A 15,854-nucleotide genomic window follows, 5' to 3' on the forward strand; every position below is an offset into this window, starting at 1 on the left:
TAGAATAATGAAGAGGAGGAAATTGTATGTCATTGTATAATAGACAGAAAATTGTGGATAGCGTGCCTCAAAAAGGTTTTTTTGGACACCCTAAAGGTTTGTTCACACTTTTCTTTACTGAGTTCTGGGAGCGCTTCTCCTACTACGGAATGAGGGCCATTCTGGTCTTTTATATGTACTATGAAGTTTCAAAAGGCGGGTTAGGACTTGACCAAACGACAGCGCTGTCTATCATGTCCATTTACGGTTCATTGGTTTATATGTCCGGTATTATTGGCGGGTGGCTGGCCGATAGGGTGTTAGGAACGTCGAGAGCCATTTTTTATGGCGGTATCTTGATTATGTTCGGCCATATAGTTCTGGCTATACCAGGAAGTCTTTCCATGTTCTTTGTATCCATGGTACTTATCGTCCTAGGTACTGGTCTGTTAAAACCGAATGTTTCCAGTGTAGTTGGTGAAATTTATAGCGAAAATGACAATCGCCGTGATGCTGGTTTCAGCATTTTCTATATGGGAATAAACCTTGGCGGCTTCCTTGCCCCATTGATTGTCGGATCACAAACAGTAATGGATTATAGCTTCCATCTCGGTTTTGCATTTGCCGCTATTGGAATGTTCTTCGGGTTAGTCTTATTTTTGGCAACGAAGAAAACAAACCTCGGACTTGCCGGAACGATTCCTACAAACCCTTTATCAGCAGAAGAAAAGAAAAAGGTTTTCACCCAGATTGGTATAGGCATAGTTATTATTGCTGTATTAGCTGTAATTGCCGTTTCCATGGGCGCCTTAACAATTGAAAGCTTTATTAACCTGGTCGGTATCCTAGGAATTGTTATTCCTGCTCTTTATTTTATTTTCATGTACCGCAGCCCTAAAACAACAAGCGTTGAACGTTCTCGTTTAATTGCCTACATCCCGCTCTTTATTGCAGCTGTGATGTTCTGGGCAATCCAGGAACAGGGATCAACCATTTTAGCAAGCTATGCGGATAAGCGGACGCAGCTGGATTTTGCAGGAATTCATGTTTCTCCAGCCTGGTTCCAATCATTAAACCCGTTGTTTATTATCATTTTAGCTCCAGTATTTGCTTGGCTATGGGTTAAACTGGGAAACCGTCAGCCAACGATTCCTCAAAAATTTTCGTTAGGTTTATTATTTGCCGGTCTATCTTTCCTTGTCATTCTCTTACCGGTTTACTATGGCGGAGCTTCATTAGTAAATCCTTTATGGCTTGTTCTTAGCTATTTCCTTGTGGTACTTGGTGAATTATGCTTGTCACCTGTTGGTCTCTCGGCTACCACTAAATTAGCGCCTGCTGCTTTTTCAGCACAAACGATGAGCTTATGGTTCTTAGCAAATGCTGCTGCTCAAGCGATTAATGCGCAATTGGTTAAATTTTATACTCCTGAAAATGAAATGTTCTATTTCGGTTTGATCGGTGGAGCTTCACTGGTTCTAGGAGTCATCTTGTTAGCGTTGGCGCCAAAGATTCAAGGTTTTATGAAAGGAATACGCTAGCACATAAAAAAGACAGCTTTGTCGGTTGGACGAGCTGTCTTTTTTTACAAACTTTTAAATTGCATTAAAATAGGATGTCACTCATAGGAATTTCAAACCCAGGAAGGATATCAGACCGAAATATGTGCTCTATATTGTAGATTTTAGGGATTTCATACATACCTTGTTCTGCAAGAGTATATTGCTCGATGATCTTCTCGTTAGGATAAATTAATACGTATTCTTTTACTCCATGACCTTGGTATTTATTCAGTTTCTCAATACGGTCTCTTTGCCATGTGGAAGGAGATAGAACTTCTACGATGAGATCAGGAGCTCCTTTGCATCCTTTATCGTCTAATTTTCTTTCGTCACATACTACGCTAATGTCCGGCTGAACGACATGGTATTCTTGCTCATCTTCTGCAGATGATAATCTAACATCAAACGGTGCCGTGTACACGTCGCATGTTTTCCCTTTTAAAAAAGTATATAATTCACCGGTTAATTGAGTGACAAGACGTTGATGCTGCCGTGAAGGCGCGGCTTGAAGATAGGGGATGCCATCAATGATTTCATAACGTGGCTCATTAGGCCAGGTTAAATATTCAGCATATGATACTTTCTTAAGATGAGGTTGATTGAAACTCAAAAAGGGACACCTCCTTCGTTTACTAATAGTTTAACAACATTTCTGAAAAAGTAAAAACTGACTACTGAGAAAGTGTCCTTTATTAGACCTGCATAAGCTCTCTAATACTTTTCATATGTTCGATGTTTTGAATGGATTCTAATAACCTCTTCGCAGTTTCTTGTCCTAGGATTGGCGTTGTCAGCCAGAAAAACTTTTCTTTTTTTTCTTCAGCCAACAACGGATAATCATAGTCTCCTCTTGCTTGTATAATATCAGATTGATAAGTGCTCCCATCCTGCATTACTATTTTAACCATACTTAATGCTTTTTCAGGAAATGCTTCGTTAAGTTGTTGATCAATTACCACTGAAACCTTGTCCATCATGCCCAGAATAATTGGATCATCCAGATGGTCTAGTACTTGTTTTGGACCAACTTCACCATAAGCAAGATATGCTGCAACGGGAAAAAACAAATTGTACTGTGCTTCCTCTGTAGTTTCTGGATACTCTTTCGATAATGCTGCAGATTCTGTAAATGTATGAATGACTATTTTTTTCACATTGCTGGATACCAATGGATGTTTAGTTTGAATTCCCCTAATTGCTTCAATAGCTGGCTGCGCCCATCGACAGCATGCATGCGGCTTATAATACAGTTCATTTACACGATAACTTGTTCCCAAATCATCTGTAAGCTCTTCTGCTTCTTCTGTTGTAAATAATGATGGAATCCCTGTATAGCCTGCTTTTGCTAAATGAGCTGCACTTACCCCGGCCATGCAGCCCCAATTAATCCCATCTTTTAACATAGAAGGATGTTCGATGCAGCGCATCATTGGAGAATAGGTACCAAAATATTCTGCATTCCCCAGTGCGTGCTCAATTGTTTCTCCCATAAGTCCTAAAATGTATGAAACACCAGCGGCAGCTCCCACTGCTCCCCATGAACCGGTGCAGTGATAATCTGGCCGGACCAGGTGTACTGCAATGCCAGCACGGATCCCCACTTCATAGCCTATAAGGAGTGCCGTCAAAAACTCTGCTCCGCTTATATTATTCTCTTCTGCAACGGCGAGTACCGCGGGAAAAATAACCGCGCCGGGATGCCCTTTTGTAAGGCGGTGTCCATCATCTAAATCGAGTGCATTTGCCATTGTCGCATTGACAAAAGATGCTCCGGCAGTCGTTAATTTATCAGGAAACAGGAAAAGCGAACTGTTTCCCGTCCCCCATTGCGAAACAGCAAATTCTTTTGCAATCTCTGCTGCATTCGTATTCCTACCTGCAATAGTACAAGCGATAATGTCTGCTAGCGCTTCTTTGAGAGTATTTAATGTGCCTTTATCCAAATACTTTATCGATTCAGATTCAATATAGGTAATGAGTGGGCCATTCACTTTCATCTCAATCTAGCATTCCCTGTTCAACAAGCCACTCTCTTGCAACTTTATTTACGTCTTCATGTTTAACGTCAACCCGGTAATTTAAGTCTTTCATCGTATCTCCATCTAGACGATCTGCCATTTCATTTAGAAGGTCTCCCACTTCCGGCTGCTCTTTTAATACCTCTTCACGGATAACCGGGACACCGTTATAGGCTGGGAAGAATTGTTCGTTATCTTCTAACACAACTAGATCAAACCCTTTAATGCGTCCGTCTGTCGCAAAGCCAACCGCGATATCGACTTGCTCCTCTTTCAATGAATTATATAAGAGGCCTGTATCCATTTTCACGACATTTTTCTGGGGAAATGCGAAGCCATACTTCTTCTGTAGTGCTTTCAGACCATCTTCACGGGCATAGAATTCAGAGTTTGTTGCGAATTTATACTTGCTGGAATCTTTATTTATATATTCTGCAAGATCTGAAATGGAGGCAATGCCCAATTTTTTTGCTTGATCCTGGCGCATTAAAATTGCGTAAGTGTTGTTGAATTCAGATTTGTTTAACCATGTTAGGCCATTTTTTTTGTCTGCTTCTTTTACTTTTTCATATGCTTTCTGAGGATCTGTCTCAACCGGTTGTTTTAAATAGACCATTAGCCCCGTACCTGTATATTCCCAGTACACGTCAAGCTGTCCGTTTTCCAGTGCGGAGCGGGCAACCGTACTTCCCATGCTGCTGGCTTCATCAACCTGATATCCTTTTTCTTTTAAATAGATCGATGTCATTTTCGTTAAGATGTGCTGCTCAGTAAAGTCCTTCCCGCCTACGGTGACTTTTCCCTTACTTTCACCTGAACCTGCCGTTGATTTCGAGCTGCATGCGGCAAGTGCTGATACAAGCAGCAAACTGCAAACTACTAAAATAAATTTTTTCATCCTATTTCCCCCTCGTATTTTTACTAAATGGCTTCGACCTTACGCTGTAAACCTTTTGGTATAATCAGTTTTTCAAAGATTCCTAACATGAAATCAATCGTAATCGCAAGTAAAATGACGGGTAAGGCACCTGACAGCATAATTCCCGTGTCATAAAGGGATATACCCGTAAAAATAAGGTCGCCCAGTCCGCCGCCTCCGATTAAAAAGGCGAGAGCAGCGGTTCCAACGTTAATTACGGTTGCCGTACGGATCCCTGCCAGAATGGCGTACGACGCATTTGGAAGCTCAAGTTTCCACAAAATTAACTTTTGCGTCATCCCCATTCCTTTTCCTGCATCAATAATGGCGGGATGGACGGAATCGATGCCTGCAATTGTATTCCGTAAAATGGGAAGCAGGGAACTAAACCAAAGTGCAAAAACTGCAGTTTGCCAGCCTAAGCCTAAATAAGTCATTACCAGCGCCAGGATCGCAATGCTTGGGACGGTCTGTCCGATGTTTGCAAAGTTGATAACAAGAAATTCAAATCTTTTAAACTGGGGTCTAGTAATGAAAATCCCCAAAGGTATCGCACAACAAATCGCCGCTGCAGATGATATCGCAACCATTCTGATATGCTGCCCAACCAGGTAAGCTATTTCACTTGGATTTTCTGCAATATATGTAAATGCGCCTATTTGGAATGCATAGACAAATAGCGCGATTAACAGTGCATATAACCCGATACGGATCATCGTTTCAACTTTACTTCTTCCTTTCATGTCATCACCGCCTTAATGAACAATCGATTTGAGTTTTGAAGGATGCACACCCGTTAATAGTTCGTAATCAGTGAAGGTTAATATTCCGTGCGGCTGGTTTCTTTGATCAACTATTACCGCTTCTCCTGTTGGTGATGCCAATAAAACTGCTAGCGCATTACGCAAGTCTGTATCAAGCGTGACATAGAACTCGTTTATCTCCGCTGTGAGATTCGATTTACGGTTTCCCTTTTTCCCCTTATTTAGCAGGTCTTTGACTGTTAATAATGTCAGTCGCTTGATTTCACGGTCGCTTCCAATAAAGTCTCTTACAAACTCATTTTTCGGATCTGATAAAATCTGATCAGGCGTTCCAACCTGCATTAATTGTCCCTGATTGAAAATGGCAATCTTATCACCCAGCCGTATCGCTTCATCAATATCGTGGCTGACAAAGAGGATCGTCTTTTTCACATCTTTTTGAATACGTAAAAATTCATTTTGTAAATGGTCACGAATAATTGGGTCAAGAGCACCAAACGGCTCATCCATTAGCATAACAGGCGGGTCGGCTGCCAGGGCACGGGCTACCCCAATCCGTTGCTGTTGTCCGCCGGATAACTCCCATGGAAAGCGCTTACGAAATTCTTCTGGATTGAGACCCATCATTTCCATCAATTCTTTATAGCGGTTCTTCCTTTTTCCTGCATCCCATCCCAGCATTTTTGGGACAACATTTATATTTTCTTCTATCGTCATGTTGGGGAACAAGCCGTTCTGCTGGATGACATAACCGATTGAGCGCCTTAATTCAATTGAATCCAGCGCTTGAATATCCTTCCCGTCGATTTCTATCGAACCTTCGGTGATCTGAACGAGCCGGTTTACCATACGGAGAAGTGTCGTTTTCCCGCAGCCGGACGGACCCAAAAACACACAGATTTCCCCTTCCTCAACAGACATGTTCACATGATCTACAGCTGTTACTTTCTTGCCAGTACTTTCATATATTTTCGATACGTTGCTAAAAGTAATCATCGGTCTCTATCCCCTTTCCTATTTTGAATGAGCTGTTTTTGGTGACACTTGCTTTTGTATGCGACCGAGTAAGTAATCAGCTACAATCGCTAGGACGGAAACAGAAACAGCACCAACCTGGACCATTGTGGTGTAGCTCGTTGAGATGCCCCGTGCAATATACTCCCCAAGCCCTCCTGCACCGATATAGGCAGCGATTGCGCCAATTCCGATTGTTAATACCACTGCCGTGCGGATCCCGGCCATAATCACCGGAAGTGCGATCGGAATCTCGACTTTACGAAGACGCTGCCACGTTGTCATTCCCATGCCAATTGCGGCATCGCGCATGTTTGGATCCACATTCTTAATAGCGATAAATGTATTCCTGATAATCGGCAGCTGTGAATACAAAACGAGTGCCAGAAAGGCTGGTAAAAAGCCGATTCCCTGATTAATGACTGATAAGATTGGAATCATGATACCAAAAAGGGCAATGCTGGGAATCGTCATGATAATGCCTGCAACGGTTAACACTAAATTTGAAAGCGTTTCATGCTGGGTAATATATATCCCAAAAGGAACGCCTAGCAAGATGGCTACCCCGACTGCAAGACCCACTAACTGAATGTGCTCCCATGTCATCATCAGGATCTCGTTCCAGCTAGTACTGAAAAATTCAAAGAACTCCACCGATAAATCCCTCCTTTAATCCAAAATAAAATTTCGAAATACTTAATCATTTATCTTTGCAAGAAGCGTGCCAACGTTAAATCCCGAAAAATCACCCTATTCTATTCCTATTTAGCGGAAAAGCAGGCTGGTTTGTTAAATTTTTTTTCGCTGAATGTAAAAAGTTTTTTACTTTTTTGCAGCAGACAGCCGGGATTGTCGTGACAATGGTTGCTGCGTGTGTGTTTTCCGCATGTTTCATCTTTGCATCTAAAATTTCCATGGATTCTTCAAAATGGAGAAGGTTATAAATTCCGCCCGATTTTCGATACGATCGTTTCAATATACGTAATAAGCTGTTCCTGCATTATTTCTCACCTCGTCTTTAATACCAAGAAGCTTTCTTGGATTGTGAACAATCATCGTTTCTATCTCACGGCTTGTTATGCCTGCTTCCAGCATTTCTTCGACAAAATGGCTCAATGCTTCAATCGGCGGAATATTATGGTCCTGGCCATAATCTGTAACAAGCACACATGATTCAGCGCCGATTTCACGGATGGATTCAGCCATTTGAGCGAGCGAAAGATCTTTAAAGTCCTCACTGCACGCTAAATAACACTTCTCAATGATCGCTCCCTTCTTAGCAAGCTGTTTCTGTATGTTTATGGGAACCGGTGCAATGCCGAGATCTGCATGCTGGATCAGGATTTTCTCAATATGATGTTCTTTTGCCGCATCGATTAAGATAACGACCTCTTCCGTGGACAAATGACCCGTGGCGAGTGTAATATCTGCTTCGCCGATAAGCGTGAGAATTTCATGGACTTCTTGTTTTAGCTGCTTGCTTTCATCTAAAATGGTCAGTCCATCTCCTTCATTGCCCAACGGACGATCACTGTTAAAAAACCGCGTTTTCTTTTGACCAAAGTGACAACAGTGCTGATTGGCTGAAATGGTAGGCATCCAAATGATTTTTGCCCCCTGCCGGATTGCCGCATCCACAGCCTGTGGTGACAGACCTCCTGTAAACTGATTTAACACTAATCCCCCATATACGTGAAGGCCGGGCTCCTTCAACCTTATAAGTGTAGCGCGGTCTACAGTTGAAGCCTCATGTGCTTTGAGCACAACCCCTGACATATTTGCTTTTTTTACATCCTCTATTAATTCCCAATCCGTCTGCTTTCTTGGGAATATGCTCGGATAGCTGTGACAGTGCAGTTCAATTGCTCCTTTTAATAAAAAATGAAAATCCATCTCTCCAACTCCTCTTTTTCGTTTTTAAATGAAAATGCAAGAATTGTGCCAAGAATTAATAGGACGTTTGTCTTTGAGTCTTGGTCCACGTTTAAAAAGATCGTTAAAATGTTTTCTCATTTTGAAAATTTTTGTAATGTATAAGCAATTTTCGTATTAAACGGGAATTCAGAAAAATGGGATCAAAATAAAAACCATTCGATCGTTCGAATGGCATGATACTAATGTTCAAGAAACTTGTTTAATTTGTAGAACAGTCGTTGCCTTGAGACGCCAAGTTCTCTCGCTGCCGAAGCAATCTGGCCGTGATGCTCCTCGATCGCAGTTAGTATAAATTGTCTTTCGATATCTTCCAGCTGTTCCGGGAGCGTTTTTGTTTTATCGAAAGCGAAAAGTCCGCCTGAAACAGGGTTTGTTTGGCTGAATCCCTGTATTTCATGGGGGAAATCTTGAATGGATAAATCCTCGTCTTTACATAGAACTACGGCACGCTCTACTGCGTTTTGCAGTTCTCGAACGTTTCCTGGCCATTCATAGCTTTTCAAAATGTTCATAACCTGTGAAGATAACCGGTAGTTTTTCTTCATTTTTTTACGGTGCTTTTCTAAGAATTCTTCAATAAGCAGCTGTAAATCATCAGTTCGGTTCCGGAGTGGCGGCATATGCATATCGACGATATTTAAACGGTAATACAAATCTTCACGGAAGCTCCCGTCCTGTACCATCTGTTTCAGATTACGGTTTGTTGCCGAAATAATTCGAACATCCACCTGTTTCAGCTGGTTGCTTCCAAGACGCATAAATGATTTTTCCTGAACAGCTTGAAGCAGCTTCGCTTGCAGCGATATCGATACTTCACCAATTTCATCCAAGAAAATGGTACCGCCATGAGCAGCTTCAAATTTCCCTGCCCGGCTTGCAGTTGCCCCGGTAAATGCACCCTTCTCATAACCAAAAAGTTCACTCTCCAATAGTTGTTCAGGAATTGCAGCGCAGTTCACGGCAATAAAAGGACCGGAATTGCGTCCACTTAAATTATGGATCATTCGGGCAATCATGCTTTTCCCGGTTCCGCTTTCCCCGTGAAGAAGGACTGTGGCGTCTGTTGAGGAAACGCGTTCAATTAACTCATAGATATGCTTCATCTCCGGGCTGATGCTAATGAAACCATTTGTTGATTCCATGTGCTTAAGCCGCTCTTTTAAATGAAGATTTTCCTGTTTCATCCCTAGCCAGGTGCAGGCCCTGTTAATAATGAGTTCAATTTCATCCAATTTTGCCGGCTTTACAACATAATCAAATGCCCCTGCCTTCATTGCTGAAACAGCACTTTCGACTTCACCATAAGCAGTCATGATGATGAAAACCTTTTGATGGTAAAGAGAACTGAATTCCTGAAGAAGCTCTAAACCATTTGCATCTGGAAGATTTAAGTCAAGAAAAACCAGATCCACTTCATTTTCCAACATTTTTCTCCGTGCCTCCTGGCCATTGGCAGCAAGCGTAACATGATATCCCTTTTTTCGAAAAGATAAAGATAGTGAACGTAAAAGCCTGATTTCATCATCAACAAATAAGATGCTCTTTTCCATGATCATTCTCCCTTTGGTAATTGAAAGTAAATGGTTGTTCCCTTGTTGATTATACTTTCTGCCCAAACCTTGCCGCTGTGCTGTACAGTAATTTCATGGGCTATCGACAATCCAAGCCCAGTGCCCTCCGGCTTTGTAGAGTAAAACGGATTAAATATCCACTTCAGCTTGTCTTCGGGTATCCCTTCCCCTGTATCAGACACAGAAAGCTGCCAAAAATCTGCCTCTCCTCTTATCGTCACCTGAATGGCGCCGCCGTTTTTCATCGCCTGAAGACCGTTTAACAAGACGTTTAACAGCATTTGGGAAAGCTTATGCCGATTTCCTTTCACTACTGCTCGATTGGTTTTGTAATCGGTGGTCACTTTTACATCCTGTTCGCTGAATTTTTTCCTTAGCAAAGTCAGTATCTCATCCGTAACCGAAATTAAATCTGTAAAGGACACGTCGTTATGTACATCGTCTTTTGTGAGTTTCAAAAAGTTCGTTAATAGTTTGTTCATCCGCTCAGAAGATACCAAAATATCATCTGTCAATTCATCAATGATCTCTTTATCTTCAAGTCTGTCATCTATCTGGAGGCGGATGGTTTCGGCTGCAACCTGAATAATGCTGAGCGGGTTTTTTATTTCATGAGCTATGCCTGCGGTAAGCTGCCCAAGTGAGGCCAGACGTTCGCTTTGCCTTAAAAATTCTTCAAGCTTTTTACGCTCGCTAACATCCCTGATTACCAAAAGAGAACCTATATATTCATTTTGTTCCCCTTTGAATAGCGATGTATAAATGCGGACATCATGTGTCTGCTTTTGTTTATCAATAATATAGCTTTCTACTTCTTCGAATGATTTTCCTTCCTTCAATGTTTTTAGAAGTACGAATTCATGGATATTATGTTTGATTGGCAAATCAAAAATACTTTTGCCCAAAACTTCTTCGCGATTATACAGCATCAATTCCTCTGCACCTTTATTAAAGGTCATAATCCGGCCATCTTGGTCTGTGGTAATAACGCAGTATGGAATGGATTCCAGAATATAAAACATGCTTCTCTCTTTTTCACGAAGTTCTGTTGCCATTTCTGAGAGAACAAGGGAAAGATCTTCAATTTCATCGTTTGTATGGACTATATGGAAGGCTTTGCGTTTGCCTTCTTTATAGTCCTGTACTTGATTAATAAGCGCCATGACTGGACGGACCACTCGCGATGCACTGAATACTGCAAGTCCAAGGGCGATAATGAACACCATAATAAAGCCTTTGATTAGTAAATCTGTAACCGGTCTAGCCGGTGTCAGTGCTTGTTTAATGGGCTCACCCGCAATGAGACTGATATTTCCTAAAAGAAGCGGCCGGTATGCGACAACCATTTGCTCTTCAAAGATATTCCCGTTCCATAGCCCGTACCGTTCCTTTTCTAAGTTAAGGCCGACTTTGTGGTTTTGAATCGACTTCCCAATATAATCTTTATTTGTATGGGCAACAATTGTGCCGTTTCTGTCAACAAGCGCATTCATGCCTTCTTGGCCGATTGCGAATTTTTGGAGATGATCCGATAGGATGCTAAGATTTAAATAGGCAATTACAGCTCCTGCGTAGTCTCCCTGCTCATTAGTCGAGGGATATGCGATCACTATCGTCTTGCGCCCATCCGGAAGTTCAATCAGATTTGAAATATAACTTGTTTTACTCCATGACAATCGCTCCAGAACCGCGTTGATCGGCGCTGAACCAGCAAGCGGAACATTGGGGATTCGGAGGCTCTGATCGTTTTCTTGGTAGATTTCAATAAATAAATAAAGAAGATCCTGCGAAATGATCTTCTCTATTTCCTTTTGATACGTACTTTTACTGGTGTTTTCAATCGTCTCCAACACAGGGGAAACTTGTCTCATGTCAGCAATGGCATGTTGAAGTACAGTTTCGATTTGCGCCCCAAGTGTTTTTGTGAGTAGCTCATCCCTGTATTCCATTTGTGAACGTACAGATGCATTCATTACATATACAGCAACTGTAAAAAGCGATGTTAAAACAAACAAGATTACAACTAATACGATGATGACATAACGTTTTGTAAGACGTGAATGAAATAGTTTCATAGCTATAACCTCGGTAGTTTGCAAAGTGTTTAGAAACATCGTTCCATGTCTGACTTGCATATTGTAGTATTATATACATTTGCCATATATGGACCTTTTTCCTTTAAAATTCGACAATTCCTTATTTAATTGCAGTCAAGCATTGGAACATGTTCAAATTTTTTTACAAGCGGCCGGTAATAATGTGTACGCCGAGATAGTAATAGCTTATTCTGATCAAACCAGCAATCTTTTTCGGTTTGAGCGATAGCCACTACCAGTACTTCTTCCTTGTCGGAAGATGCCACAATCGGCGTTTCTCCCCCGTATATCGGATCAAGTGTATAGATAGCACTCCCCCCTCTGCAGCCAAGCTTTGTCCCGGTAAAGTTTGCAATAAGTGTTTTTGCCTGTGCAAATCTTGCCATAGCATCCCATGTTGTCATTGTATTAGTCGGATATTTGTTTTCCATCATCTTTGTGTGAAGCGCCATTTCCTTTCCGTAATCACCATGCCAGCACGACGGAACGATAATGAAATCAGCATGGTTTACCGCCATAACTCCTGCTGTTTCCGGAAAGGCCGCATCATAGCCAACCATAAGACCAACACGCCCCACTCCTTTTGTAGAGGTAACGACAATGTCTTTACCCGGGGTTGCCCACCGTTCATCTGATTCTGTTACATGCAGTTTACGAGCCTTTGCAGCAATGTCACCTGCTGGCGTCAGCAACATTACCGTGTTATAAAGGGCATGCGAGTCGCTTTCTATCATCCCAAAGACAAGATGAGTTTGGTACATGCATGCAAGCTTTTGCATTTCGTTCACCGTCTCATCATGATCGGTTTCACCAAGTTGTTGGATTGCCGTCAATTCAAGTGAATGTACAGGTCCTGTTAGTGAAAGTTCCGGACAAACAACCAGCGATAACAAGCCTTTCTTCGGCTTTGTTTCTGCGGCGGTATCTTTGAGAAGGGACTTTATTTTTGAAAGGTTTGCTTTTTTATCTCCAATTACTGGAGTGTATTGCAATAGCGCTGCACAATTGCTCATTTCATTTCCTTGAACATCCTCTGCTTCTTTTATCAACTCGTATTTTGTGAAGTCCCATGGTCCGATATGTAACATGAGATCACCATATAGGTCTGGCTGCCGACTTTGAAGCCTTCTTTTTGACCGATTGTCGTATTCCGCAGGATCAATTTCTGCATATATAATGGTTGTTTCATTCCTCGTTTTCTCTTCTTCAATATAGGAAGTTTCGGCAAGCTTCTCACCGTTTGGGGACCAAACAGTGCTTGCCCCGATCATGTGATAGCCTTTTTCTGTATTCGAGCGGTTTGCTCCCAGTACATATAATCCATTCATCTCTGCCCAGGCCTGCAGCATGGAAAGAGAGCCGCCCGTTGAGTTTGTCGGAAAGCAAAGAATATCAGCACCGTTCACGGCAGCGATTCTTGCGGATTCAAAATAACTTGCATCCATACAAATGATCATCGAAATGTTTCCAATTTCCGTCTCATATACCGGAACACCCATGTCTCCCCAACTGGCCCAGCTGTTTTCTGTTGCCCATTGATGTATTTTGCGATATTTTCCGATATAACCATCAGGACCGATTAGTACTGCCGAATTATAGTAAAGTCCATCTTCAACATCAACTTCTGCCATACCAATAACGATATGTGTCTGATAATGTTTGGCGACCTTTTCAAATGCGGCTGTTGTTTTTCCTGGTATCGTATCAATATAAGGCTTTAACGCCCGGCGATTTTCGTAATGGTAACCGGTTGTAGCCATTTCCGGTGTAACAATTAATTTTGCGCCCTTTTCGGCAGCCTCGGTTACTTCTTTGAGTAAATGCTTTATATTATCATTCAAGTTGTTTAGGCAGGGGTTAAACTCGATGATTGCCGCTTTAAACGGTCGTCTATTCCCCATGATAACTCCCCCTCGTTTAACAGTTAAAAAACAGATGGCTAGCATGGAGCCATCTGTTTTCCCTTCATCTTTAAATTGTAATCACACCGCTTTAACTATTTCTTCCTTTTTCGTTACATTTACTTCAAAAAAGTCCTTTAATCGACCCATCAACTTCTGAAAGACTTCATGGTCATGATACATAAAGTCATTATGTTTCCCTTCGATTATATATAGCTCCTTCGGCTCAGTAGCTGACTCATATAGACGCTCTGCTTCATCTAGGGGATGCAATAAATTGCCTTCCCCGTGTGCGATAAAGAGCGGCACCTTTACATCTTTTACTGTTTTTTCGGCGTTCATGTTAATAATCGAATCGGTAAACTGCAGAACTGTTTGGTTTCCGAATGCTGAAAGGATAGCAAGCTCTTTATCTACATAATCTGCAGTAGCCCGATCTAGCGGATAATGGATAAACGGATGAGCCAGCTTTGATTTTCCCGTTGAAACACGTTGCTTTCTGTCTTCATCGACTGCTTTCAGGATTTCGATCCATTCTACATAGGAATGAATCGACCTCAACCATCTTTCTCCATTATAAAATCCGTTTAAAGCGGCAACTGCCTTAATACGCTTATCTTTTGCAGCCACACGGACTACATTCGAAGCCCCCATGCCCCAGCCGGTCAATCCGATTCTATCCGGATCTACTTCTTCCTGAATGGAAAGGAAAGTAATCGCATTTTGAATATCTTCTACCTGTTCATCCAAAATAACGCGCCCTTCACCGCCTTCGCTTTTTGCAAAACTGCGATAGTCGAAGCCTAAGCATACATATCCTGCTTCCGTGAAATTCCTCGCAAATAATTTTGGATAAAATTCATTAAACCCCTGATACCCTGAATTTGGAATAATCGCTGGGCGTTTCTCACCTGGCTTGTAGTCGTCTGGAAGATACAAACTGCCATCTAACTTAAATCCTTCGCTATAAAAGTGAATTTGACGCTCAATCATTTTCTCCCCTCCAATAATGATATAAAATGAATTCACTTATAGATATTGCAATTGATGTGCCAAATCAAAAATCTACGTAAAAGAAAGAAAAAGGCCTACATAGAGGGAATAAGTTCAAAATGAACTTCGAAGGAATGCAACAACTGCGGAAGATTTGTTAATTTTTTTTTACGTAATTGCTTAACTTTATGACAAGTAGTTATACAGCATAAGGAATTCCCTAAACATGTAAGGATTAGCCAACAAATGTTTTAAGAATGCAGCTGTTTACTGTGAAAATCCCAGAACACAAAGAAAAACCCTCTTCTGTTGCATGGAAATACAACGGTAGAGGCGTTTTTAGGAGAACTATTTCATAACTCGAAGAATCAATTATTTATTATAGAATTGCGATCAATTTTTTTTCTGACCATACATTAGCTATAACTCAGACTTATTCTTTATCTGTTAAGATTTTCTTTCAAAGGAACCCCATCAATCTTAGTGGATTTTTTTGATATGATGCTGTAATGCTCCTTTTTATGATGTTGAATTACCTTCTAGAGAATCCGTTCCTCATTTTTTACTTTCTTTGGAATGGATAAGCTTCTCCAACTTCCAGAATTAAGCTGTTTTGCAATGTAAACGATTTGGCCAATATGATAGGAATAATGATACATATGCCTTTCAAGACTCTCAATTACAGTATGAGTTTCTCCTCGAATCGCAATTATCTGCAGAAGATGTTTTTCTTCAATTGTGTCTAATGCCTTGAAGAACACATTCCACCCATTATTCCATACCTCATACATTTCATCACGGGTTAATAGAGTATGTTCAAATTCACTATCTCGATCTCTATTATTCTCCCCATCTGAGTTTAAGAAATCGGTCCAGCGGGCTACCATATTTCCGCTTATATGCTTAACTATTGTAGCTATACTATTGGAATTGTCGTTTGGGAACCATAATAATGCCTCGTCATCCAGTTGTTCGAATGTCTTTTCTGCCATCCTTTTAATATATCTAAATCGTGATTTTATAACCTTCAAATACGCTGAAGATAAGGGACTATTATTTGACATATTAGACCTCCAAATGTAAGTTATGTGGATGTTCTCAT

The 15,854-nt window shown here is 41.3% G+C and carries 13 protein-coding genes; 1 reads left to right on the forward strand and 12 read right to left on the reverse strand.

Annotated features, from left to right (window positions below; all coding sequences use genetic code 11):
• Nucleotides 1-26: 26 nt before the first annotated feature.
• Nucleotides 27-1,520 carry a peptide MFS transporter gene (locus ELQ35_RS12960; RefSeq protein ID WP_126865254.1) on the forward strand — a complete coding sequence of 498 codons (1,494 nt, stop codon included), beginning with the start codon at nt 27-29 and terminating at the stop codon, nt 1,518-1,520.
• A gap of 64 nt (nt 1,521-1,584) precedes the next feature.
• On the opposite strand, the gene ELQ35_RS12965 is transcribed toward ELQ35_RS12960, so the two are convergent.
• The 12 genes from ELQ35_RS12965 to ELQ35_RS13020 form a co-directional block, all read right to left on the reverse strand.
• Nucleotides 1,585-2,151, reverse strand: coding sequence for a Uma2 family endonuclease (locus ELQ35_RS12965; protein ID WP_221884968.1), 567 nt, complete (start codon nt 2,149-2,151; stop codon nt 1,585-1,587).
• 82 nt (nt 2,152-2,233) lie between these two features.
• A complete protein-coding gene (locus tag ELQ35_RS12970; RefSeq protein WP_126865256.1) occupies nt 2,234-3,538 on the reverse strand; it encodes an MmgE/PrpD family protein in 1,305 nt (434 codons plus the stop codon).
• Nucleotide 3,539: 1 nt separating this feature from the next.
• A complete protein-coding gene (locus ELQ35_RS12975; protein WP_126865257.1) occupies nt 3,540-4,457 on the reverse strand; it encodes a glycine betaine ABC transporter substrate-binding protein in 918 nt (305 codons plus the stop codon).
• A gap of 23 nt (nt 4,458-4,480) precedes the next feature.
• Entirely contained in the window at nt 4,481-5,221 is a 741-nt protein-coding gene (locus tag ELQ35_RS12980) for an ABC transporter permease (protein ID WP_126865258.1), read from the reverse strand.
• 12 nt (nt 5,222-5,233) lie between these two features.
• Nucleotides 5,234-6,238, reverse strand: a complete 1,005-nt coding sequence (locus tag ELQ35_RS12985) for an ABC transporter ATP-binding protein (protein WP_126865259.1) — start codon at nt 6,236-6,238, stop codon at nt 5,234-5,236.
• An 18-nt stretch (nt 6,239-6,256) separates the two neighbouring features.
• Entirely contained in the window at nt 6,257-6,865 is a 609-nt protein-coding gene (locus ELQ35_RS12990) for an ABC transporter permease (RefSeq protein ID WP_126865400.1), read from the reverse strand.
• A 363-nt stretch (nt 6,866-7,228) separates the two neighbouring features.
• The gene (locus ELQ35_RS12995) at nt 7,229-8,149 is read right to left on the reverse strand and encodes a DUF6282 family protein (RefSeq protein ID WP_126865260.1); all 921 of its coding nucleotides are present in this window, start codon (nt 8,147-8,149) and stop codon (nt 7,229-7,231) included.
• 221 nt (nt 8,150-8,370) lie between these two features.
• Nucleotides 8,371-9,741: a sigma-54-dependent transcriptional regulator gene (locus ELQ35_RS13000; RefSeq protein ID WP_126865261.1), complete on the reverse strand. Its 1,371-nt coding sequence runs from the start codon at nt 9,739-9,741 to the stop codon at nt 8,371-8,373.
• Nucleotides 9,742-9,743: 2 nt separating this feature from the next.
• Complete coding sequence (locus tag ELQ35_RS13005; RefSeq protein WP_185861762.1) at nt 9,744-11,837, reverse strand: PAS domain-containing sensor histidine kinase; 2,094 nt, start codon at nt 11,835-11,837, stop codon at nt 9,744-9,746.
• A gap of 125 nt (nt 11,838-11,962) precedes the next feature.
• Complete coding sequence (locus tag ELQ35_RS13010) at nt 11,963-13,759, reverse strand: carbon-nitrogen hydrolase family protein (protein WP_246026068.1); 1,797 nt, start codon at nt 13,757-13,759, stop codon at nt 11,963-11,965.
• Between the two features lie 81 nt (nt 13,760-13,840).
• Nucleotides 13,841-14,752 (reverse strand): alpha/beta hydrolase, encoded by a 912-nt coding sequence (locus ELQ35_RS13015; RefSeq protein WP_126865263.1) that lies wholly within the window; start codon nt 14,750-14,752, stop codon nt 13,841-13,843.
• Between the two features lie 539 nt (nt 14,753-15,291).
• A complete protein-coding gene (locus ELQ35_RS13020) occupies nt 15,292-15,816 on the reverse strand; it encodes a DUF1572 family protein (protein WP_126865264.1) in 525 nt (174 codons plus the stop codon).
• Nucleotides 15,817-15,854 lie beyond the last annotated feature (38 nt).

Origin of the sequence: Peribacillus cavernae (assembly GCF_003989135.1) — a bacterium.
In the GTDB taxonomy this organism is placed as follows: Bacteria; Bacillota; Bacilli; order Bacillales; family DSM-1321; genus Peribacillus; species Peribacillus cavernae.